22 protein-coding genes and 1 riboswitch are annotated in these 19,177 nt (G+C 61.6%); of the genes, 12 read left to right on the top strand and 10 right to left on the bottom strand.

Features of this window, described 5'->3' with window-relative positions:
- Positions 1–317 precede the first annotated feature (317 nt).
- From ABIE52_RS14520 to ABIE52_RS14500, 5 genes are all read left to right on the top strand, one after another.
- Positions 318–440, top strand: coding sequence for a hypothetical protein (locus tag ABIE52_RS14520; RefSeq protein ID WP_003944443.1), 123 nt, complete (start codon positions 318–320; stop codon positions 438–440).
- Positions 441–1,134: 694 nt separating this feature from the next.
- Positions 1,135–1,281, top strand: coding sequence for a hypothetical protein (locus ABIE52_RS14515; RefSeq protein ID WP_007726811.1), 147 nt, complete (start codon positions 1,135–1,137; stop codon positions 1,279–1,281).
- A 240-nt stretch (positions 1,282–1,521) separates the two neighbouring features.
- A complete protein-coding gene (locus ABIE52_RS14510) occupies positions 1,522–3,027 on the top strand; it encodes a GGDEF domain-containing protein (protein WP_231783042.1) in 1,506 nt (501 codons plus the stop codon).
- 40 nt (positions 3,028–3,067) lie between these two features.
- Positions 3,068–4,303, top strand: coding sequence for a formate-dependent phosphoribosylglycinamide formyltransferase (gene purT / locus ABIE52_RS14505; protein ID WP_003944342.1), 1,236 nt, complete (start codon positions 3,068–3,070; stop codon positions 4,301–4,303).
- Positions 4,300–4,782 carry a DUF456 domain-containing protein gene (locus ABIE52_RS14500; protein ID WP_042924222.1) on the top strand — a complete coding sequence of 161 codons (483 nt, stop codon included), beginning with the start codon at positions 4,300–4,302 and terminating at the stop codon, positions 4,780–4,782. Before purT ends, ABIE52_RS14500 begins: the two co-directional genes overlap by 4 nt.
- Here the strand turns inward: ABIE52_RS14500 and ABIE52_RS14495 are convergent.
- Complete coding sequence (locus tag ABIE52_RS14495) at positions 4,686–5,525, bottom strand: amidohydrolase family protein (RefSeq protein WP_223304639.1); 840 nt, start codon at positions 5,523–5,525, stop codon at positions 4,686–4,688. The two genes, ABIE52_RS14500 and ABIE52_RS14495, sit on opposite strands and share 97 nt — an antisense overlap.
- Before the next feature lie 109 nt (positions 5,526–5,634).
- On the bottom strand, positions 5,635–7,032 hold the full coding sequence (locus ABIE52_RS14490; protein WP_003944405.1) for an FAD-dependent oxidoreductase: 1,398 nt from the start codon (positions 7,030–7,032) through the stop codon (positions 5,635–5,637).
- Between the two features lie 230 nt (positions 7,033–7,262).
- Here ABIE52_RS14490 and ABIE52_RS14485 point away from each other — a divergent pair, with 230 nt between their 5' ends.
- Genes ABIE52_RS14485 through ABIE52_RS14475 form a run of 3 tightly spaced genes read left to right on the top strand, consistent with a single transcriptional unit; the run spans position 7,263 to position 9,383 of the window.
- Positions 7,263–7,688, top strand: coding sequence for an Rv0361 family membrane protein (locus ABIE52_RS14485; protein ID WP_007726820.1), 426 nt, complete (start codon positions 7,263–7,265; stop codon positions 7,686–7,688).
- 46 nt (positions 7,689–7,734) lie between these two features.
- The gene (locus tag ABIE52_RS14480; protein ID WP_007726822.1) at positions 7,735–8,163 is read left to right on the top strand and encodes a rhodanese-like domain-containing protein; all 429 of its coding nucleotides are present in this window, start codon (positions 7,735–7,737) and stop codon (positions 8,161–8,163) included.
- Positions 8,160–9,383 carry an O-succinylhomoserine sulfhydrylase gene (locus tag ABIE52_RS14475; RefSeq protein WP_172403504.1) on the top strand — a complete coding sequence of 408 codons (1,224 nt, stop codon included), beginning with the start codon at positions 8,160–8,162 and terminating at the stop codon, positions 9,381–9,383. The genes ABIE52_RS14480 and ABIE52_RS14475 overlap by 4 nt, the downstream gene beginning before the upstream one ends.
- Before the next feature lie 43 nt (positions 9,384–9,426).
- On the opposite strand, the gene ABIE52_RS14470 is transcribed toward ABIE52_RS14475, so the two are convergent.
- From ABIE52_RS14470 to ABIE52_RS14435, 8 genes are all read right to left on the bottom strand, one after another.
- Entirely contained in the window at positions 9,427–10,023 is a 597-nt protein-coding gene (locus tag ABIE52_RS14470) for an alternate-type signal peptide domain-containing protein (protein WP_047269470.1), read from the bottom strand.
- Complete coding sequence (locus tag ABIE52_RS14465; RefSeq protein WP_192712075.1) at positions 10,023–11,648, bottom strand: signal peptidase I; 1,626 nt, start codon at positions 11,646–11,648, stop codon at positions 10,023–10,025. The genes ABIE52_RS14470 and ABIE52_RS14465 overlap by 1 nt, the downstream gene beginning before the upstream one ends.
- Before the next feature lie 5 nt (positions 11,649–11,653).
- A complete protein-coding gene (locus ABIE52_RS14460) occupies positions 11,654–12,256 on the bottom strand; it encodes a SipW-dependent-type signal peptide-containing protein (RefSeq protein WP_052959797.1) in 603 nt (200 codons plus the stop codon).
- On the bottom strand, positions 12,240–12,884 hold the full coding sequence (locus tag ABIE52_RS14455; RefSeq protein WP_063314823.1) for a signal peptidase I: 645 nt from the start codon (positions 12,882–12,884) through the stop codon (positions 12,240–12,242). The genes ABIE52_RS14460 and ABIE52_RS14455 overlap by 17 nt, the downstream gene beginning before the upstream one ends.
- Positions 12,881–13,447 (bottom strand): hypothetical protein, encoded by a 567-nt coding sequence (locus ABIE52_RS14450; RefSeq protein WP_192712076.1) that lies wholly within the window; start codon positions 13,445–13,447, stop codon positions 12,881–12,883. Before ABIE52_RS14450 ends, ABIE52_RS14455 begins: the two co-directional genes overlap by 4 nt.
- Positions 13,448–13,451: 4 nt before the next feature.
- On the bottom strand, positions 13,452–14,009 hold the full coding sequence (locus tag ABIE52_RS14445) for an alternate-type signal peptide domain-containing protein (RefSeq protein WP_047269467.1): 558 nt from the start codon (positions 14,007–14,009) through the stop codon (positions 13,452–13,454).
- A 290-nt stretch (positions 14,010–14,299) separates the two neighbouring features.
- Positions 14,300–15,115 carry an HAD-IIA family hydrolase gene (locus tag ABIE52_RS14440; protein WP_003944345.1) on the bottom strand — a complete coding sequence of 272 codons (816 nt, stop codon included), beginning with the start codon at positions 15,113–15,115 and terminating at the stop codon, positions 14,300–14,302.
- 37 nt (positions 15,116–15,152) lie between these two features.
- Positions 15,153–15,920 carry a sulfite exporter TauE/SafE family protein gene (locus ABIE52_RS14435; protein WP_003944404.1) on the bottom strand — a complete coding sequence of 256 codons (768 nt, stop codon included), beginning with the start codon at positions 15,918–15,920 and terminating at the stop codon, positions 15,153–15,155.
- A gap of 199 nt (positions 15,921–16,119) precedes the next feature.
- A riboswitch (SAM riboswitch) is annotated at positions 16,120–16,214 on the top strand.
- A 7-nt stretch (positions 16,215–16,221) separates the two neighbouring features.
- On the opposite strand from ABIE52_RS14435, the gene ABIE52_RS14430 reads away from it, so the two are divergent.
- From ABIE52_RS14430 to ABIE52_RS14415, 4 genes are all read left to right on the top strand, one after another.
- Complete coding sequence (locus ABIE52_RS14430) at positions 16,222–16,299, top strand: putative leader peptide (protein WP_350318888.1); 78 nt, start codon at positions 16,222–16,224, stop codon at positions 16,297–16,299.
- Between the two features lie 110 nt (positions 16,300–16,409).
- Positions 16,410–17,384, top strand: a complete 975-nt coding sequence (locus ABIE52_RS14425) for an amino acid ABC transporter permease (RefSeq protein ID WP_003944440.1) — start codon at positions 16,410–16,412, stop codon at positions 17,382–17,384.
- Positions 17,381–18,166 carry an amino acid ABC transporter ATP-binding protein gene (locus ABIE52_RS14420; RefSeq protein ID WP_192712077.1) on the top strand — a complete coding sequence of 262 codons (786 nt, stop codon included), beginning with the start codon at positions 17,381–17,383 and terminating at the stop codon, positions 18,164–18,166. Before ABIE52_RS14425 ends, ABIE52_RS14420 begins: the two co-directional genes overlap by 4 nt.
- Positions 18,167–18,200: 34 nt before the next feature.
- Entirely contained in the window at positions 18,201–19,172 is a 972-nt protein-coding gene (locus tag ABIE52_RS14415) for an ABC transporter substrate-binding protein (RefSeq protein WP_007726832.1), read from the top strand.
- Positions 19,173–19,177: the final 5 nt, after the last annotated feature.

The raw sequence follows: 19,177 nt of genomic DNA, 5'->3' as shown, positions 1-19,177 counted from the left end.
GGTTCCCGGTGAGTTGCCTCGGTTGCCGCTCGTTCGCGATTGATCACACGCACACGGTATGACAGATCGCGGTCGAGGTTGGCACCGACTCTGACGATTGCATCCTTTTGTCCTAATTGACTGTGATCTCGAACACGCTCGAATTCGAGATTGGATTCAGGTCACAGCACCTGAACTGCAGGTTTACATATTCATCCAATGTGTCACGTTTTCGCTTGGACAGAAACAAACTGGACGTACGTATTTAGCTTGGCGACAAAGACGTGGAGCGAACAAAACGTGCGCCGCGTCATAGATATTCATGCAAGGAGTCACATATGGGATCCCTCGGAAACCTCCTCAAGGCCAACGGTATGGGCTGGGGCATTCTCCAGCTTCTGCCCCTGGTCAACATGCTCAAAACCCTTCAGGGGCTGGACACCGCGAGCTCGAACTCCTGACGTTCGACCTCGAGAAATCTTCCGAAACAACACAGGAGTAGTCGCATGACCTCGATTCAGAATCTCGACGCCTTCCTCAAGAGCGTTCTTGCATTCGTGACCAAGTTGAACGCGGGATCGGCAGACGGCTCGGGTTCGGCCGGTTCGGCCGCCGAGTAGTTCTCGGTCCTCACTTCATCTCAACTGCATTCCGACAAAAGGAGGCCCGACATGGGTTCATTCGAAGACTTCAGCGGCGTCGTCAAGACGTTCTTCCGGTGCTCAAGGACCTGTTCACGGCACTCGGTGGTGGCTCTCTCACCCCTGGGACGGGATCGGCGGCCGATAAGTAAGTCCAGTTTGTCCGAAAGTGTGGCTCGCAGTTGTCTGCGGGTCACACTTTTCGGCTTTTCACTGTGAGCTAAATCACATTATGGGACATTCTAGAGGGTGAATTTGCCCTTTGAACTGCAATTATCCGTAAAGGTGCGACCGAAAGTCCACATTGATAGCTATTAGGTAGCTAGACAAGTGTGGAAAGCCGGTCTATAAATGCAGGCAGCGCCAAGTAAGTGCGCTACATCACAGCTCGGGATGTTGTTCGGGGGGCGGTTCAGCCATCCGTGCGGCAGAAGTTCCCGAACCATCTCGGCCACCGCCTGCGGCCGGAATGGCGCTGGAACATCACATCACCTCACATACAGGAGAACCTCCTATGTTCGGATCACTCAGCACCCTCGGACCCCTGCTCACCGCGCTCGGAGCTTTCCTCAAGTCCGTTCCCACCGAATCGCTGTCCGGCAAGGGCGAGGGCTCGTCCACCGGTTCACTCTCGGGTCTGTCCAGCGGATCCGCCGAGTAGTCATCCCTTCCGGCAGGTCCATTCGGCTCTGCCGATCGGATTGCATGCAGGTGCCCTCTGTCCACTGTGGTGGCCGGAGGGCACTCGCGTTTGCGGAGATGGTCGCAGCTGCCGTTTTGGCATGTGAACACAGAACTGCGAGTGGCAGCACCTGCGTACGATGGTTCGACGACATCGGCATACGGTCACCGCGACGTCCGGTGCTCCCGAATTCAGAGGTAGCCGACCGCGAGGTGACGCATGGTAGGGACGAGTCGCTTTCTGCGCCTTCTCCTAGTGCTGGCCGTCGTACTTGCGGCATCGTTGATCGGCATCCTCACGCGCCCACCAGGTTTGCTCGCGACTTTCTGGTGCGCCAACGCCATTCTGCTGGGAATGATGGTCAGATGGCCGGTCCTGATCGAATGGCGGACGTGGATCGCCGCGGCCGTCGGATACGTCTGCGCTGACCTGATTACGGGCAACTCGCTGTCGCTTGCCCTGCAGCTGAACGGGGCCAACCTCGCCGGAGTGACGCTCGGTGTTCTCGTTCTGTACTACTTGAAGCGCACACCGTTCCGATTGGTCGATTCGCAGTCGCTGGTATGGATGGTCTTCGTTTCGTTCGTCGCGGCGACTGGTACCGCGGCCACGGCCGGCGCCTTGGACCGGCTCTTACGCGGTCAGTCCTTTGCCGACACGTTTTTCCACTGGGGTGCCACCGAGGTCATGGCGTACCTGCTGGTCCTTCCTCTCATTCTCACTCTCACCATCCCGTCGAGCCTTGCCGAGTTCCGCAGGAAACTGACCGCCAGAACTGTCGCCGCTCTGAGCGTTCCGCTACTCGCCACTGCAGCCTGCGTGCCCATCGCCCTCAGTATCGAAGGGCCGATTGCGCTGGTCTTGCCGATTCCAGCTCTCCTCTGGTGTGCCACTCGCATCTCGGTTCCGAGCACTGCCTTCGTTTCAGTGGTCTGGTCGGTGTGGTCACTCATGATGGCGGGTAGCGGTCGACTCGACATCGGAGATCAAGCCGCCTCGACGTGGAACGAGGACGTCATCACATCCATAGCGGTCACGCTGATCGCGTTGGGGCCGATAGCGGTTGCCTGTGCGACCGAGGAACGCCGTGCTGCCGAGCGTGAGCTCTTCCTTGCCGTCGAATTCGACCATCTGACCGGGGTCCTCTCGCGTGGTGCGTTCCTCGGCCACGCGGAAGCGGAACTTGCCGACGCGGCTCGCACACAATCTCCGGTCGGCCTGCTGATGCTCGACCTGGACCACTTCAAGAGCATCAACGACACGCATGGACATATGACCGGTGACAGCGTTCTCGCGAACTTCGCCGAGCGGGCCGCTGACCGATTGTCGGACGGCGATCTGATCGGAAGGCTCGGCGGCGAGGAGTTCGCCGTTCTGCTTCCGGACTGCAGCTACGCGCGAGCAATCGATGTCGCCGAGGCGGTCCGCGGCGCGCAAGTCGAGTACTCGGCCGAATCAGATGTGACGAGCACCGTCAGCGTCGGCGTCGCGTGGGTCGATCATGCGACGCCGGCGCTGTCGACCCTCATGAGCGTCGCAGACGAGGCTCTGTACGACGCCAAGCGTGCTGGGCGCAACCTCGTGAAAGTGCACCGCGTCGGCAACGACACCGTGCCGCAACGGAATTCCGAGCCGGACACTGCCACCCGCACCTATCGCAAACCTGCGCTACCCCGAACGATCCGGCGAGGATTTGGCCGCGAAGGTGTGGTGGACGGCCGATAACCGCGCTGACCTGCATCGGGATTGGCATATAGTCGCACCCATGCAGCTTGATTCGACGCCTTCGCCCCTGCCGACGCTTCCGCTCCGATTCGGAACCCCACTGACCGAGAACTCCATCCGCGTGATGATGTTGGGATCAGGCGAGTTGGGCAAGGAAGTTGTCATCGCGCTGCAGCGTCTGGGCGTCGAAGTGATTGCGGTGGATCGGTATCCCGATGCCCCTGGGCACCAGGTGGCTCATCGTGCTCATACCGTCGACATGACCGATCCGGAAGCACTGCTTGCCGTCATCGAGTTGGAAAAGCCTCACTTCGTGGTTCCCGAGATCGAGGCCATCGCGACGGATGCGCTTGCACTCGTCGAAGAACGCGGGGGTGCGGTGGTCATTCCGACCGCCCGAGCCACCCAGCTCACGATGAACCGTGAGGGAATCCGTCGGCTCGCGGCCGAGGAGTTGGGCCTGCCCACTTCGCCGTACGCTTTCGCGGACTCGCTTGCCGAAGTGCAGGCAGCGACAGACCGAATCGGTTTCCCGTGCGTCATCAAGCCAGTCATGTCCTCGTCGGGGAAGGGACAGTCGACGGTTCGATCCGCCGAAGATCTCGACGCCGCATGGGATTACGCGATGGCCGGAGGTCGTGTGAATCACGGCCGGGTGATCGTCGAAGGCTTTGTCGATTTCGATTACGAGATAACGCAATTGACAGTTCGAGCCGTCGGTGAGAGCGGTCAGGTCGAGACGTCGTTCTGCGAACCGATCGGGCACCTGCAGGAGGCCGGAGACTACATCGAATCGTGGCAGCCGCAGCAGATGTCCGCCGTTGCCCTCGCCTCGGCCCGAGACGTCGCCGAGAAGGTGACCACGGCTCTGGGCGGGCGAGGCATCTTCGGCGTCGAGCTATTCGTGAAGGGCGACGACGTCTTCTTCTCCGAAGTGAGCCCACGGCCGCACGACACCGGATTGGTGACTCTGCGGACGCAGCGACTTTCGGAGTTCGAACTGCATGCCCGCGCGATCCTGGGCTTGCCGGTCGACACGACGCTCACGTCTCCGGGAGCATCGGCAGTGATCTACGGCGGAGTGGAGGCAAAGGGGATCGGATTCGACGGCGTCGCCGAGGCGCTCGCGGTTCCCGAGACGGACCTGCGGCTCTTCGGCAAGCCGGAGAGCTTCACGCGTCGTCGCATGGGTGTTGCAGTGTCGACGGCCGCCGATGTGCCTACTGCACGCGACCGTGCTCGCGAGGCTGCGTCGAAGGTGCGTCCCGTCGGATGAGTCCAGCGGCCGAGGTCCTCGTCGGGCTGGTCATCCTGGTCGGTCTGATCGGTGTCGTCGTTCCGATTCTCCCGGGGACGCTTCTCGTTTTCGGTGCAATTCTGGTGTGGGCGATCATGACCGGTGGTGCCACGGCGTGGACGGTGTTCGCGCTGTCCGCGCTGGCACTGGTGGTCACCGGGATCGTGAAGTACACGTGGCCGGGCAAGCGGATGAAGTCCGGGGGAGTGCCCAACCTGTCGGTGGTGGTCGGCGGCGTCGTCGGCATCATCGGGTTCTTCGTGATTCCGGTCGTGGGCTTGTTCCTGGGATTCATCGTCGGAACGTATTTCGCGGAACTAGCGCGGCTGCGCCGTTACGACATCGCTTGGTCGTCGACGCTTCACGCGGTGAAGGCAGTCGGATTGTCCATGCTGGTGGAACTGTTCGGAGCGCTGATCGCGGCGGGGCTGTGGCTGGGAGCCGTTGCGTTCACCTGAGCGCAGCGGTACCAGGAGCGGGCGTTGTCGCACATGACCGCGGGCAGGTCGTCGCCGACAGCGTCGGCGATCACGTCCAGGTCGTGGACCTCGAACGCTCGACGTGCCCGTGTGCCGGGTAGATCGGTGCCGAACATCAGCGCAGCGGGATTGACCGCGTGGATCTGGCGCAGCACATCGCTGACGTCGGAGATGGTGGTGCGGCCGAACCCGGTGGCTTTGACGCGCACTCCGCGGTCGACGAGGTTGAGGAGATACGGCAGTCCGCGGGTGGACATTCCCAAATGGTCGATGCTCACCGCGGGCAATTTGGCGAAGACCGGTTCCAACGACAGCAACAGCGTGGCATCGACGTAGAACTCGGCGTGCCAGCCGACCAGATCGAAAGCGCGGTTGGCGAGATCGGCGAGCAGACGCAGGTCGGTGGCGCCGCGGCGCAGGTTGAACCGGACGGCACGTACTCCCAGTGCGTCCAGAGCAACGATGTCTTCATCCGTCGCATCGAGCGGCAAAGCAGTGACGCCCACCCAGCCTTCACCGAGTTCGGACAAGGCAGCTTTCAGGTATTCCTGGTCATTGCCCTGGTACGACGCGGTCACCACCGCGCCGCCGTCAACGCTGAGGCCCTTCAGCGAGGCAATCCGGGCCCGGTAATCGGCCACGGTGAAGGGCTCAGGCAGGTACCCGTGATTCTCGACCAGCGGGAAGCGCGGGTCGATGATATGCACATGGGCGTCAAACACGGGGTCTATTTTGCCCTGTTGCCCTGGGTCCCTGCACACACCACCGGCCCGATGTGACCTGGGTCGCGTCGGGCCGGTGGAGGGCTTCTGTTCAGTTACTTCCGCGCACTCAGTTCGCGCGGTCGGGCTCGGATGCCTTCAGCATGTCGTGACGCTCGACGACCTTGATGCGCTCACGGCCCTCGGGCTCGCCCAGGCTGCGCTCGTGCGCGTCGAGGCGGTACCAGCCCTGCCAGGTCGTGTACGGAACCTGCTTGCCTTCGAGGAACTCGATGACGGCGTTCTCGTCGGGGTTCGCGGCGCCCGCGAAGTCGACGGAGTCCTCGAGAAGATTCGCGACGGTTTCGTTGGCGTCACCCTTGGTGTGGCCGATGAGGCCGACGGGGCCGCGCTTGATCCAGCCGGTGACGTAGGTGGCCGGCATGAACCGGGCTGCGCCCTCGGCGTTGTCGTCGGCGACGACGCGTCCGGCGTCGTTGGGGACGGTGCCGGCCTGGTCGTCGAACGGCAACTGCGTGATGTTCTGCGAGAGGTAACCGACGGCGCGGTACACGGCCTGGACATCCCAGTCCTTGTACGTGCCGGTGCCCTTGACGTTGCCGGTGCCGTCGAGCTGAGTGCGCTCGGTGCGCAGGCCGACGACTTTGCCGTCTTCACCGAGGATCTCCGTGGGAGATTCGAAGAAGTGCAGGAACAGCTTGTGAGGACGGGCTCCGACGTCGCGAATTGCCCAGTCCTGCAGCGTATTCGCAACCATGTCGACCTGCTTGGAGTTGCGGCGAGCCTGCTCGGAACCCTCGTCGTAGTCGATGTCCTCGGGGTCGACGATGACCTCGATGGTCGGCGAGTGGTCGAGTTCGCGCAGTTCGAGAGGGGTGAACTTGGCCTGGGCCGGGCCGCGGCGTCCGAAGACGTGAACCTCGACGGCCTTGTTGTTCTTGAGGCCCTCGTAGACGTTGGCGGGGATCTCGGTCGGCAGCAGTTCGTCGCCGGTCTTGGCGAGAACGCGGGCGATGTCGAGGGCAACGTTGCCGACGCCGAGGACGGCGACCTTCTCGGCTTCGAGCGGCCACGTACGCGGTACGTCGGGGTGGCCGTCGTACCAGGAGACGAAGTCGGCCGCGCCGTAGCTGCCGTCGAGTTCGATGCCCGGGATGCCGAGCGCACGGTCGGCGTTGGCGCCGGTGGAGAAGATGACCGCGTCGTAGAACGACTGCAGGTCGTCGAGGGTGATGTCGGTGCCGTAGTCGATGTTGCCGAGCAGGCGTACCTGAGGCTTGTCGAGCACCTTGTGCAGGGCGGTGATGATGCCCTTGATGCGCGGATGATCGGGCGCGACGCCGTAACGAATCAGGCCGAAGGGCGCGGGCATGCGCTCGAAGAGGTCGATGCTGACGCCGCGGCCGGAAACTGCGGTGTCGGATTTCATGAGGGCGTCGGCGGCGTAGATGCCGGCGGGGCCGGCGCCGACGATCGCGACCCGGAGTGGGCGGTTGGAGTCAGTCATCGTGAGGACAGCTACCTTCTTCGAAGTTCGGACAACATATCGACAAGTATCCAATTTAGCCGAACCTAAGCACAGTGCCTCGGTTGCGGCCGAACGGATCCACACTCTCACTCGATCGGTTGTGGGTAAACCTATTCTTTCCTCCCATTCTCCTGTTGTCTCGGGTATCCGGGGTAGGGGCCTGATCCTTGACGGGCCACAATTTCTAGTTGTGGGGGACTATTGGCGTTATGAGTGACGAGCTGCGCGAATCCGACAACATCGATGGCAAGAAGGCGTCTGCGGGGCCGTTCCTCTTGGCTGTCGCCATCGTCGCCTTGATCCTGGGTGGAATCTTCGTCGCATCGTGGATCTCGCCGGCCGAGGAGAACGTCACCGAGTCGGACCGCGTGAGCCGCTCCGTCACCGACTACGTCGATGCCGAGAATCGGAATGACGCGGAGACGATCAAGACCCTGACCTGCGCGAGCTTCAATTCGAGCAACGGTCCGATGGCCGGCGTCGACGGGACGGTCGAGCTGAAGGGTGTGGACGGGGTCGCGGTCAACGGCGATCGCGCTCGGGCCGACGTGACGATCACCGGTGGCGGAGCGGGCGAGCGAGTCTCGACCTGGGCCCTGACCCGTGACGGCAACCGTTGGGTCGTCTGCAACTGACGGCCCGCTCAGGCGCTCACGGCAGTCTTGTGAAAACATGGACTACGTGAGTTACGCAGGCGATCTGACGCCGGAGCAAGCCTGGGAGCTGCTCCGCGAAAACCCCGACGCCGTGCTGGTCGACGTGCGGACCGATGCGGAGTGGAAGTACGTCGGCGTCCCCGATGTGTCCTCCCTCGGCAAGCAGGCCGCACTGATCGAATGGGTGAGCCACCCGACCGGCGCGCGCAATGACAACTTCGTCGACCAGTTGAAGGAAGCCGGCATCACTGCTGATTCCTCCGGGTCGGAGCGTCCGGTGATTTTCCTGTGTCGATCCGGACAGCGTTCCATCGGTGCGGCGGAAGCTGCGACTGCGGCGGGCATCGGCCCGTCGTACAACGTGCTCGACGGGTTCGAAGGCGCATTGGGTGCCGACGGACATCGCGGACTTGTAGGTTGGCGGGCCATCGGCTTGCCGTGGAGGCAGCAGTGAGCGGAATTCCCCAGGGTGGCGCATTTCAACGGGCGCTGCCGGACGACGTCGGTCTCGGCACTCTCGGTGTTCGCGGCGGACTGATGCGTACCGGGTTCGAGGAGACTTCCGAAGCGCTGTTCCTCAACTCCGGATTCGTCTACGAGAGTGCAGAAGCCGCCGAACAAGCCTTCACCGGCGAGGTGGATCATTTTGTCTACTCCCGCTACGGCAACCCGACCGTCAAGATGTTCGAAGAGCGTCTGCGTCTCATCGAAGGTGCAGAAGCGTGCTTTGCGACGGCCAGCGGAATGTCGGCAGTCTTCACGGCGTTGGGCGCACTGTTGGCCAACGGCGACCGATTGGTTGCCGCGCGCAGCCTCTTCGGATCCTGCTTCGTCGTGTGCAACGAGATTCTTCCGCGCTGGGGAGTCGAGGTCGTCTTCGTCGACGGTGAAGACAATGCGCAGTGGGAAGAGGCGCTCTCGGTGCCAACCACCGCCGTGTTCTTCGAGACGCCGTCCAACCCGATGCAGTCCCTCGTCGACGTTCGGAGGGTGTCGGAGCTTGCTCATGCTGCCGGCGCAAAGGTAGTGCTGGACAACGTCTTCGCGACGCCGCTTCTGCAGCGCAGCCTCGATCTGGGTGCCGACGTCGTGGTGTACTCCGGCACCAAGCACATCGACGGTCAGGGCCGCGTGCTCGGTGGCGCGATCCTCGGTACCGAAGAATACATCAGCGGTCCCGTTCGAGAACTGATGCGGCACACCGGTCCTGCGCTCAGTCCATTCAATGCGTGGACTCTGCTCAAGGGCCTGGAGACGATGCCGGTCCGTATTCGGCACTCCGTGGCTTCGGCACTCGAGATCGCCGAATTCCTCGAAGGACACTCCGGCGTCAAGTGGGTCAAGTATCCGTACCTGACGTCGCATCCGCAGCACGAGCTCGCGAAGTCTCAGATGAGCGGTGGCGGAACGGTTGTCACGTTCGAGCTCGATGCGCCTGACGGAGAGGGCAAGAAGCGGGCGTTCGAGGTTCTCAACGGCCTGCGCGTCATCGACATCTCCAACAACTTGGGAGATTCCAAGTCGTTGATCACTCACCCCGCCACGACAACGCACCGGGCCATGGGTCCGGAAGGCCGTGCAGCAGTGGGTCTTACAGACGGCGTTGTCCGTCTGTCCGTCGGGCTCGAAGACACGGCTGATCTGTTGGCTGATCTGAAGCGAGCACTCGGCTGAATCGCTGGAGCGCCTTGCCTCGAACTTCCGACGGCAAGGCGTTCTACGGTGCGGGCGTGAGACCCAGTTGTTTGACGTCGATCGTCAACGCCGTCGTATTCAGTGTGAGACCTGAGCTTGTCGTGTCGGTGGGGTAGATCGTGAACAACACCTGCGCCGTCAGATTGGTGTTGTTCAGCGCCGACGTGACCGCGATGAGGTTCGGCGTCGGTGCTGTGCTGTCGTACAGCAGATTGTTGCTCTGATCCGTGACGTACGTGCGAAGGTCGATGTTGGCGGCTGCGAGCCCGCCGCTCAACTTGGTCTTGTCGACTGTCACGTTCGCTTTCAGACGTGGGCCGGTGGCCATCACCTTCGAATCGCAGAAATACGTGTAGTTGAATCCGGGCTTGAGCCGGTAGGTAGTGATGTCCGGGATATATACGAGTGGATTCGGATTGGTGGGCGCGTTGACGTAGACCTGCGAATACCAGCCCCCGCCGCTCGTGGTCACGCACGCTCCCAGATCCAGGGTCCCGGACTGGACAGCGGCGCTTGTCAGGGTCGCACTGTCGGTCCACTTCGCCAATGTGCCCGAACCGCCGAGCAATACGGCTCCGGCCGCGGCAACTGCCATGGCAGCTTTCGTTGTCTTTCTCATCACGGCACCAGCGCCTTGATCTCGTCCGGCAGTTCGCTCGGGGTAGGAGATTCGGCCCAGACTCCCGTTGACGTGTCGATGACGGCGACTCCGGAAGGGGTGATTACGTATAGCTGATCGGTACCGGTGAGCCAATGCAGGACAGCGTCGCTGTCGACGGTACCTCGATAGACTTCAGTACCTGATGAATTCGACACGGACACAACGGTTCCAGTGGAAGTCGAGAGCTTCTGTGCACTGTGACCGGTAGTGGTCACCGGGGTGCCGACGGGGGCCTCGCTCGGAGTGGTCGTGGCTGGTGGCACCGTTGTCGTTGTCGTTGTAGCGGTCGTCGTCTGGGGCGCCGTAGTTGTAGCCGGTGACGAGGTGGTTGTCGACGGTGCAGTTGTGCTGGTGGTTGTCGACGGTGCAGTTGTGCTGGTGGTTGTCACAGCCGGCGCCAATGTCGTGGTGGGCGTGGTGGATGAGGCGGTCGTGGAAGTGACGGCCGTGGAAGTGACGGCCGTGGAAGTGACGGCCGTGGTAGGAGTGCTCGGAGCGTCTGCCGCCAGTGCCGGCGCTGCCGATCGACTGAGAGCAGATGTCCCGCTGATCGGACCGCCACACGAGTAGAGCAGGCCGACGAGAATGCTGAATTGGTAGCCGGAGTACGACGGCGTGACCGACGTGCCGCTCAGTCCATGGATTTCGATGTTGTAGGTGCCGACGATGAGCGGGAACGCGACTGTTGTACCGCCCGAGCCGTATCTCATGGAGCCTGTAGTAGACGTTGCGGTGTAGTCATTCGATCCCAACAAGGATCCGTTGCTATCGCGGGCAATGAGACGGTATGAGCTTCCGACAGTCGCGGGCCAGGTGATCGTTACTGCGACCGGAACAACGACCGCAAAATTCACTGCGCAACTGGCTGTGCTTGGAGACGTGGGAAAGGTTGCAGCAGTGCCGAACTGAATGCTTGTTGCCGTGGCTTCGTCGGTGTACCCCGCCTTGGTGCCACCGATCTGGGACGCACCGACAACAGTGAGGCCGACCGTTGCCAATGCGACGATTGCCTTGAAGGCGTGGGAATCGCCGTGCGCGTCCTGACGATCCAGGCTGGGTTCCCCTTCATCCGGTCTTTTTCGTGGGCGAAATGCGATGTACAGCAGTCCTCCGACGGCAATCGCACCAAGCACAAGCCCACTCGGTCCGGACAGCCAGACTGCCACGTAGCCGAGGCGGTTGATGCTGAAGAAGACGCGATCGGCTTCGGTGATGACGTAGGGATCGGGATCGGCGATCGGATTTGCATCACCACGCAGTTGTGCGACGGCAAGGTTGTTGCCCTGCTGATCTATTGATTCCACACGATGGGTGATGCGCGTGCCTTGGCTGTCGGAGACGCTGACGATGTCACCGACCAGCACTTCCGAAGCAGGCACGGTGCGCGCGAATGCGAGAGCACCGGTATCGATCGTGGGTGACATCGATCCACTCCGAAAGATCAGCGGGGTGATACCGAAAGCCAGACCGGCGATGAAAATGATGATGGATACCAAGCCTGCGAGGGCTCCCAGACTGAGTAGGACTTCCCGTACCCGGTTCGGCATCGAGGCCTTTGCATGTTTTTTCGTGTGTCGGGCCATTGCCATCACACCTTTGCCGCGAAGGTCAGGACGATGTTCGACGTGCTGTTCGTCGGCGGTGTCGGTGTTGTCGGAAGCTGCACCGAGACACATAAATTCTCGGTAGCCCCGACCGCCAGTGGGCGGTCGGGGCTACCGATGGCTTGATTCGCGGTGAGTGTCAGCGCGAGCGAGGACACAACGTTGGCGCCGTCAGTGCACTTGTTGGCAACAGTTCCGTTGGAGGAAACCGTCATTCGTAGAGAGGTCGTCAACGCACCACTACTCGTAGACGTGATCGTGTACTTCAGCGGGACAGTTGTCCCTGTGCCCAGGTTGTTGACCTTGATCAGAGCGGTATTCGAATCGCCGGGAATCATTCCGGACTTGCCAAGCTCACTGAAATTCAGAGACCTGGTCAGAATGGGCTGGGCAATGCTGTTCAACTGCAGATTGATGGAACCCGTCGTGATGTTGCCCGAGGTTGCCGTGGCGGAAGACGTCCAGGCCGCGAGCGTGGTCACACCGCCGACGCCAAGCACCATCCCCAGTGCGAGCAGCGCGCGAAAACGCGTGCTGGTCAACAGGTGACGAATCCGGTGGGCCGGACGGTCAGGGCGCGAGGGCATCGTGCTGGCCTTTCTCGATCTGGGCGGAGTCTGCGGGCGCGAAAGTTGCAGGGTCAGGAGCCAATCGGGCTCGAGCTCGCTCCTTCCGGCCGTCACGGATGCCGCTGATCATCATGTACGACGCGTACAGCAGTAGAGCGGTCACGACTATCACCACGATCACGGTGCGCTGCTCTCCCGTCAGCCAGGTGTTCACGTAACCGAGATAAGGCAGGCTGTACCAGACCTTTCCCCGGATCTGTACTGGCCGTACTTCTTTCTCGTCAGGCTCACCGTTTGCGTCACCCTGGGTGATGAAAGTTCTTTCACCCTTCTGGTTTTCACTTGTGGCGATGATCCGGTGCGTGACGACGGTCGGCTGACCCGATTCCAGCTGGTACGTAATAGGTGTACCGATCCCCAGTTCGGACGGATCGACAGGTTTGACGACTACCAGTGATCCAGGGTTGTACGTCGGGCGCATCGAACCGGTCAGAATCGTGAAGCGCTGCGCTCCGGCAAAGAAGGGAACGACAATGGTTGCGACGATGACTGCCGAAATTGCCAGCAGCAGTGTCCAACTGACGATAGAGGTGATCCACCAGAGTGGGCCGGTGCGATCGGTGCGCTTCGTGGAGTGTTTTGTCATACCGGACCTGCCTGGAAGGTCAAGGTCGTGGTGCTTGTTGCACCTGAGACCGCCCCGACGCCTACCGTGAGTCGCACGCACAGAATGTACTTACCGCCTGAGACCAGTGGACTCGGCATGTACGCCGGTGAAACCGGGTACTGCAGCGATGCATCCATCGATCCGGACGTCAGTGGGGTCACTGCCGGAGCCGCGGTGTTGACGCCGGCAGGGCAGGCGCCTTCGTTGGCGACTCCGTAAGTGGTCAACGTGAATCCCGTAAATGCGGTCGTCGACTGCATTCGCCATTGCAGAGGATCAGTCCCCGAATTCTTGACGGTGAGCGGTGCTTGCACCGTGTTTCCCGGGACAACGGGCGTCGCGGCCGTCGTCAAGTTCGCCAGGGTGTACGCCGCACTGGTTCCGGCAGATGTACCAACCGTGAGGTTGACGCTGGCGGCTGTCGCCGTACCGCCATTCGCGCTCGCCGAATCGGACCACAGCGCGAGCGACTGCTGCGACGATGCGAACACCGCTACAGCAGCCACCGCGACTGCGATCGCTCCCCAGACCTTTTTCCTCATGAAATTACGGGGCCGGTGTCAGTGCTGTCTGAGTGACGACCAACTTCATCGCCGACAAGTTCAGCGACTGGTTCTGCGCGACCTGGTTGGCCACTTCGTTGAAGTTCAGCCGGACTCCGACGTGGACGATCGTTCCGTTCTGGGCTTTGGTGATCTGCGAAATCGGGTTGCCACCAGTGTCCTTGATTGTCGTCACGGGCACGACAGCAGCGGCAAGTTCGGCGCTGTTCGCACCCGGAACGATTCCGGCCGTATCAGCTGTCAGAACAGCCGCGAGACGATCGCCCACTGCGGTCACAGTGACGTCGCAGGTGTATTCGATGCTCTCGGTGGTGACTATTCGGTAAGCCGAGATGTTGGTGATCGCGGTCTTCGTCGGGTTGAGGGAGTTCCACCCGCCACCGACCGGTGCGCAAGAGCTCAGGTCGAGGGCGCCGGACGTGACGGGCCCGCCGCCACTGACGTCGGCCGAATCGCTCCAGACTGCGAGCGAGCCGGCACCGCCGAGGAGGAGGGCACCGGCCGCCGCAGCAGCGATCGCACCCTTGGTCTGCTTCTTCATGAAAATCTCATTTCATGTCTGGGGCCCGAAATGGGGCCATTCAGACATGAGTATCAGACACGGCAAACGATTCGTTACCACTTTTCGAAAAATCAATTTTACGACTGGAGTCCAACTGTCACTCGGTGTCGAAATGATCTTTGACCTGCGTCTAACTACTCGTTTGTAAGTTTGGTGCGAATAAAACCGTTGGTTTGTTCAGTTGGACAAAGCGGACGAGTCGGAACCTGGCAAATCTGCTGTTTTTTACCAGTTAATTACCGAGTTTCGGTTTTGTTTTGCAATTTGAATCAATTGTTTGTGTTGCTACGGAATGGATCGGTAGTTGTTCCCACAAGATCGGCGACCGACTCGAGGACGATGGTCGGGCGGTAGGGATAGAGCTCTACCGACGCGCGGGTCGAGATCCCGGTCATCACCAGAATCGTCTGCAGTCCGGCTTCGAGGCCACAGACGATGTCGGTATCCATGCGATCGCCGATCATCAACGTATTGGCGGAATGAGCGCCGATGGACCGCAGGGCTGAGCGCATCATCAAGGCGTTGGGCTTGCCGACGTAGTAGGGATCGCGTCCGGTCGCTTTGGTGATGAGTGCCGCGACCGAGCCGGTGGCCGGCAGCGAGCCGTCTCGCGACGGTCCAGTGGCGTCCGGGTTGGTGGCGATGAACCGCGATCCACGCTCGACCAGGCGAATGGCGGTGGTGATTGCCTCGAAGGAGTACGTTCGCGTCTCGCCGAGGACGACGTAGTCGGGGTCGCTGTCCGTCAGCACGTAACCGATGTCGTGCAGGGCAGTGGTCAGGCCCGATTCGCCGACCACGTAGGCGCTGCCGCCTGGCCGCTGGTTGGCCAGGAACGTCGCGGTTGCGAGCGCTGACGTCCAGATCGACTTCTCCGGGATGTCGAGTCCCGAATTGAGCAGGCGTGCTCGCAGGTCACGCGGGGTGCGGATGGAGTTGTTGGTGAGCACCATGTACGGGATGTCGTTCGACGCCAGCTCTGCCAGGAACGTGTCCGCTCCAGGTATCAAGTGCTCCTCGTGGACGAGAACCCCGTCCATGTCCATGAGGTAGGTCCAACCGGTCTGATCTTCTGTACTGGTCATTACTCCAGTATGTGCGGGTGGCGCCCGATGTGGGCGGTCAAGCGAGAAGGCGCCACAGTCCGATCAGGCCGACGACGACAATCGTGTAGCGCAGTGCAGTGGGGGACAGGCGCCGTCCGTAGCGGGCACCGAGAACGCCACCACCGAGTGAGCCGACGGCGATCAAACCGGCTGCTGCCCAATTGATCTGATCGAATGCCAGAGTGATGTACATCCCTGCTGCAACGATGTTGACGAGCAGCGACAGCAGGTTCTTCGCGCCGTTCATGCGCTGGAGGGTTTCCGGGAGGATGGCACCCATCACACCGATGAGAAGGATGCCCTGCGCGGCAGTGAAGTACCCGCCGTAGATGCCGACTGCAAAAGTGCCGGCGGTCAGGAGCATCAGCCTCTTGGTGGACAGCGTCGTTTCTTCGGTGGAACGCTTCTTGGCCCACGCCTGGATGCGTGGTTGGAGGAGGACGAGCGCGAGAGCGAGGACCAGCAGCACCGGAACGATGGTCTCGAACAGTTTCTCGGGTAGATGCATGAGCAACCACGAACCGAGTAGTGCCCCGGCGAGTGACGCCGGAATCTGCCACTTCAGTCGATCCCACTGTCCGGACAGCTCACGTCGGTAGCCCCAGGTACCCGAAACTCCGCCGGCGACGAGCCCGACCGCGTTGGACATGGTTGCGGTCACGGGCGGCATGCCGAAGGCGACCAGCGTCGGGAACGTGATCAGCGTTCCACTGCCGACCACGGCGTTGATCGCGCCCGCGCCGATACCGGCCAACAAGATGAAGAAAGCGTCGAGTCCACTCACTCCGCAGACGGTACGGCAGAGGAAAAGTCAGTCCGGACGGCGGTCCCGGTCTTCATTCGAACGCTCCATTGAACACGCCGAACGCGGCTGCGGACACCGTTGGAATCAATGCGATTTCAACATCGTGGACCCTTCATTTCCCTTGCAGTGCAGGGAAATACAACATTTGACGACTCGACATTTCGCGTCTAGTCTTTGCTCACCATCCAGAGCGACCGAGAGACCTGGCTCGTCGACGTCGCAGCAACCCCCCGAGTGATCGGGAGCGGGTGCTACCGCCAGGACCGATGGAAGGCATCACATGGGTACCACTTCGCACGCTGCGCACAAGCGACGTCACATCGATCTGTGCCGCACCGCTTCGTGTCACTGTCGCTGACCGAACTCTCGTCGTCTTCGCAACTCGAGCGCACCAACTCGAGGACACAGCTGCGTTCCCATTTCCCCGAAAGGTCTATTCGTGATGTCCACTCCGTCAGGTAGCGCGCCGTGAGCGCGCCCACCGATGTCCGCCCCGAAAAGTCGGTGTCCGAGTCGCAACTACCCGACTCGGAGCTTGTCGTCGCTCGCACCTGGCACCCGCTGCGCTGGGTGATCAGTGCGGTCGTGCTGGTCCTGCTTGCTCAGTTCATCCACGGACTCGTCGTCAACCCCGGCTGGGACTGGCCGACGTTCGCGCAGTACTTCACCGCGAAATCAGTGCTCGCCGCGTTGTGGATGACGATCAAACTGACCTTGTGGGGGACGATCCTCGGTTTCGGTCTCGGTGTCTTCCTGGCGCTCGGTCGGTTGTCGAAGAATCCGGTCCTGCAGGTGATCGCCTGGACCTACATCTGGGCCTTCCGCTCGATTCCACTCATCGTGCAGCTGCTCTTCTGGTTCAACATCACTTACCTGTACCAGACACTTTCTCTCGGAATACCTTTCGGGCCTGAGTTCTTCACCTTCCAGGTCAGCGGTGTGATCGGCGGATTCACCGCAGCAGTCATCGGTTTGGCGCTGCACCAGGCTGCATACTCGGCCGAGATCATTCGCTCCGGAATCATCTCGGTGGATCACGGTCAGATCGAAGCTGCTCACTCGCTCGGCATTCCGCGCAGTCGCCAGTTCTTCAAGATCGTTCTCCCGCAGGCAATGCGGGCGATCCTCCCCAACGCCGCCAACGAGGTCATCGGACTCTTCAAGGGAACGTCGATCGTCTCCACCATGGCAATCGCCGAACTGTTCTACCAGGTGCAGGTCATCTTCGGCCGCAACGGACGAGTCGTGCCCCTGCTGATGGTCGCCACGATCTGGTACATCATCCTCACGACATTGCTCTCGATCGGTCAGTACTACGTGGAGCGCCACTATGCACGAGGATCCGCCCGTGCTCTTCCGTTGACTCCGGTACAGAAGGCGCGCAAGAAGTTCGAAGAGATTCGCGATGCGCGTCTCGATATTCCGAGAGGTGCGACCCGATGACCGCAGAACTGGCCGAAGATACGGTGTACGCCGTCGAAGCACGCGGAATTCACAAGTCCTTCGGCACGCTGGAAGTACTTGCCGGCGTTGATCTCCTGGTCCGCAAGGGCGAAGTGACCGTCATTCTCGGTCCGTCGGGTTCCGGTAAGTCCACCTTGCTGCGCACCCTCAATCACCTCGAGAAGGTCGACCGCGGGACCGTACGGATCGACGGAGAGCTGATCGGATACCGGCGCAAGGGAAATCGACTCCACGAACTGCGTGACCGCGAGATCCTGAAACAGCGTTCGCACATCGGTTTCGTGTTCCAGAACTTCAACCTGTTTCCGCACCTGACCGCGTTGGAAAACGTGGTGGAAGCGCCGCTCTCGGCCCAGAAGCGTGATCGTGACGAGGTGTACCGCGAGGCCCGCGCACTGCTCGAGCGAGTGGGAGTGGGGGACAAGGCGGACGAGTATCCCCGCCAACTCTCCGGTGGCCAGCAACAGCGCGTCGCGATAGCGCGAGCGCTGGCACTGCGGCCGGCGGTCATTCTCTTCGACGAGCCGACGTCGGCGCTCGACCCGGAACTGGTGGGCGAGGTTCTCGAAGTCCTGGCTCAGTTGGCCCGTGACGGCGCCACCTTGGTGATCGTCACACACGAGGTCGGATTCGCTCGGGAAGTGGCGGACACTGCGGTCTTCATGGACGGCGGCGTCATCGTCGAACAGGGCCCGCCTTCGCAGGTGATCGACAATCCGGTCCACGAACGGACCAAAGCCTTTCTCTCCCGCGTCCTCTGACGCGACCCAGACTCATTCCCGGAAGGAAAAATTGATGTTCTCCACATCCCGTCGCGCGACTTTTCTGATCTCGGCGCTTGCCACCGTCGGATTGCTCAGCGCTGCATGCAGCAGCGCGGACGCCGAGTCCGACGGCGCCCAGGTCACCGCTGCTGCGGGTTACAACCTCACGGCCGATCAGAACCGCATCACCACCGACAAGGTGGATTCCATCGCCGCCGAGCTACCTCAGGACATCCGCGATCGTGGCACGCTGCGCGTCACCGGTAGTGCCGGTTCCGCTCCGCCGCTCCGTTTCTACGCCGACGACGACACCACCCTCATCGGTTCCGAGACCGACTTCGCCTATCTGATCGGTGACGTTCTCGGCTTGAAGGTCGACCTGCAGACAGCAGATTGGGCACAGAACTTCGTCCGGATCGACTCCGGTGAGGCCGACGCCTTCCTCTCCAATGTGACTGTCACAGAGGAGCGTAAGGAGAAGTACGACTTCGCGACCTACCGTCTCGACACCCTCGCCTTCGAAGCCAAGAAGGGTGCCGGAATCTCCATCAAGGAACCCAAGGACGTCGCGGGCAAGAAGATCGCCGTCTCCTCGGGCACCAATCAGGAAGCGCTGCTGGTCAAGTGGAGTGAGCAGAACGTCGCGGCCGGCCTGGCGCCTACCGACATCTCTTACTACCAGAACACCACCGACTACTACCTCCCGCTGCAGTCCGGCCGGATCGACGCCTACTTCGGCCCGAACCCGTCGTCGCAGTTCCACGCCAAGCAGTCGGGGGAGACCGAGGTTGTCGGTGAGTTCTCCGGGGCCGGCGACACCCTGCAGGGGCAGATCGCGGTGCTGGTGAAGAAGGACAACGGCCTGATCAAGGCGATCAACGACGCGATCAACCACACGATCGAGAACGGCACGTACCAGCAGATCCTCGAGCGCTGGAACATCACCAGCGAAGCCGTCGACACGTCCCTGATCAACCCGCCCGGCCTTCCGAAGACCAAGTGAGCTCT

It is taken from the genome of Rhodococcus sp. OAS809, assembly GCF_040546695.1.
Taxonomy (GTDB): domain Bacteria; phylum Actinomycetota; class Actinomycetes; order Mycobacteriales; family Mycobacteriaceae; genus Rhodococcus_F; species Rhodococcus_F qingshengii.
This window is presented reverse-complemented; position numbering and strand designations above follow the sequence as displayed.

Coding starts and splice junctions, on each gene's coding strand:
- ABIE52_RS14485 (WP_007726820.1), top strand. CDS start 7,263: ATGAGTGACGAGCTGCGCGAATCCGACAACATCGATGGCAAGAAGGCG.
- ABIE52_RS14500 (WP_042924222.1), top strand. CDS start 4,300: ATGAGTCCAGCGGCCGAGGTCCTCGTCGGGCTGGTCATCCTGGTCGGT.
- ABIE52_RS14520 (WP_003944443.1), top strand. CDS start 318: ATGGGATCCCTCGGAAACCTCCTCAAGGCCAACGGTATGGGCTGGGGC.
- ABIE52_RS14415 (WP_007726832.1), top strand. CDS start 18,201: ATGTTCTCCACATCCCGTCGCGCGACTTTTCTGATCTCGGCGCTTGCC.
- purT (WP_003944342.1), top strand. CDS start 3,068: ATGCAGCTTGATTCGACGCCTTCGCCCCTGCCGACGCTTCCGCTCCGA.
- ABIE52_RS14490 (WP_003944405.1), bottom strand. CDS start 7,032: ATGACTGACTCCAACCGCCCACTCCGGGTCGCGATCGTCGGCGCCGGC.
- ABIE52_RS14465 (WP_192712075.1), bottom strand. CDS start 11,648: ATGGCCCGACACACGAAAAAACATGCAAAGGCCTCGATGCCGAACCGG.
- ABIE52_RS14515 (WP_007726811.1), top strand. CDS start 1,135: ATGTTCGGATCACTCAGCACCCTCGGACCCCTGCTCACCGCGCTCGGA.
- ABIE52_RS14455 (WP_063314823.1), bottom strand. CDS start 12,884: ATGACAAAACACTCCACGAAGCGCACCGATCGCACCGGCCCACTCTGG.
- ABIE52_RS14430 (WP_350318888.1), top strand. CDS start 16,222: ATGGGTACCACTTCGCACGCTGCGCACAAGCGACGTCACATCGATCTG.
- ABIE52_RS14420 (WP_192712077.1), top strand. CDS start 17,381: ATGACCGCAGAACTGGCCGAAGATACGGTGTACGCCGTCGAAGCACGC.
- ABIE52_RS14460 (WP_052959797.1), bottom strand. CDS start 12,256: ATGCCCTCGCGCCCTGACCGTCCGGCCCACCGGATTCGTCACCTGTTG.
- ABIE52_RS14440 (WP_003944345.1), bottom strand. CDS start 15,115: ATGACCAGTACAGAAGATCAGACCGGTTGGACCTACCTCATGGACATG.
- ABIE52_RS14445 (WP_047269467.1), bottom strand. CDS start 14,009: ATGAAGAAGCAGACCAAGGGTGCGATCGCTGCTGCGGCGGCCGGTGCC.
- ABIE52_RS14470 (WP_047269470.1), bottom strand. CDS start 10,023: ATGAGAAAGACAACGAAAGCTGCCATGGCAGTTGCCGCGGCCGGAGCC.
- ABIE52_RS14510 (WP_231783042.1), top strand. CDS start 1,522: ATGGTAGGGACGAGTCGCTTTCTGCGCCTTCTCCTAGTGCTGGCCGTC.
- ABIE52_RS14450 (WP_192712076.1), bottom strand. CDS start 13,447: ATGAGGAAAAAGGTCTGGGGAGCGATCGCAGTCGCGGTGGCTGCTGTA.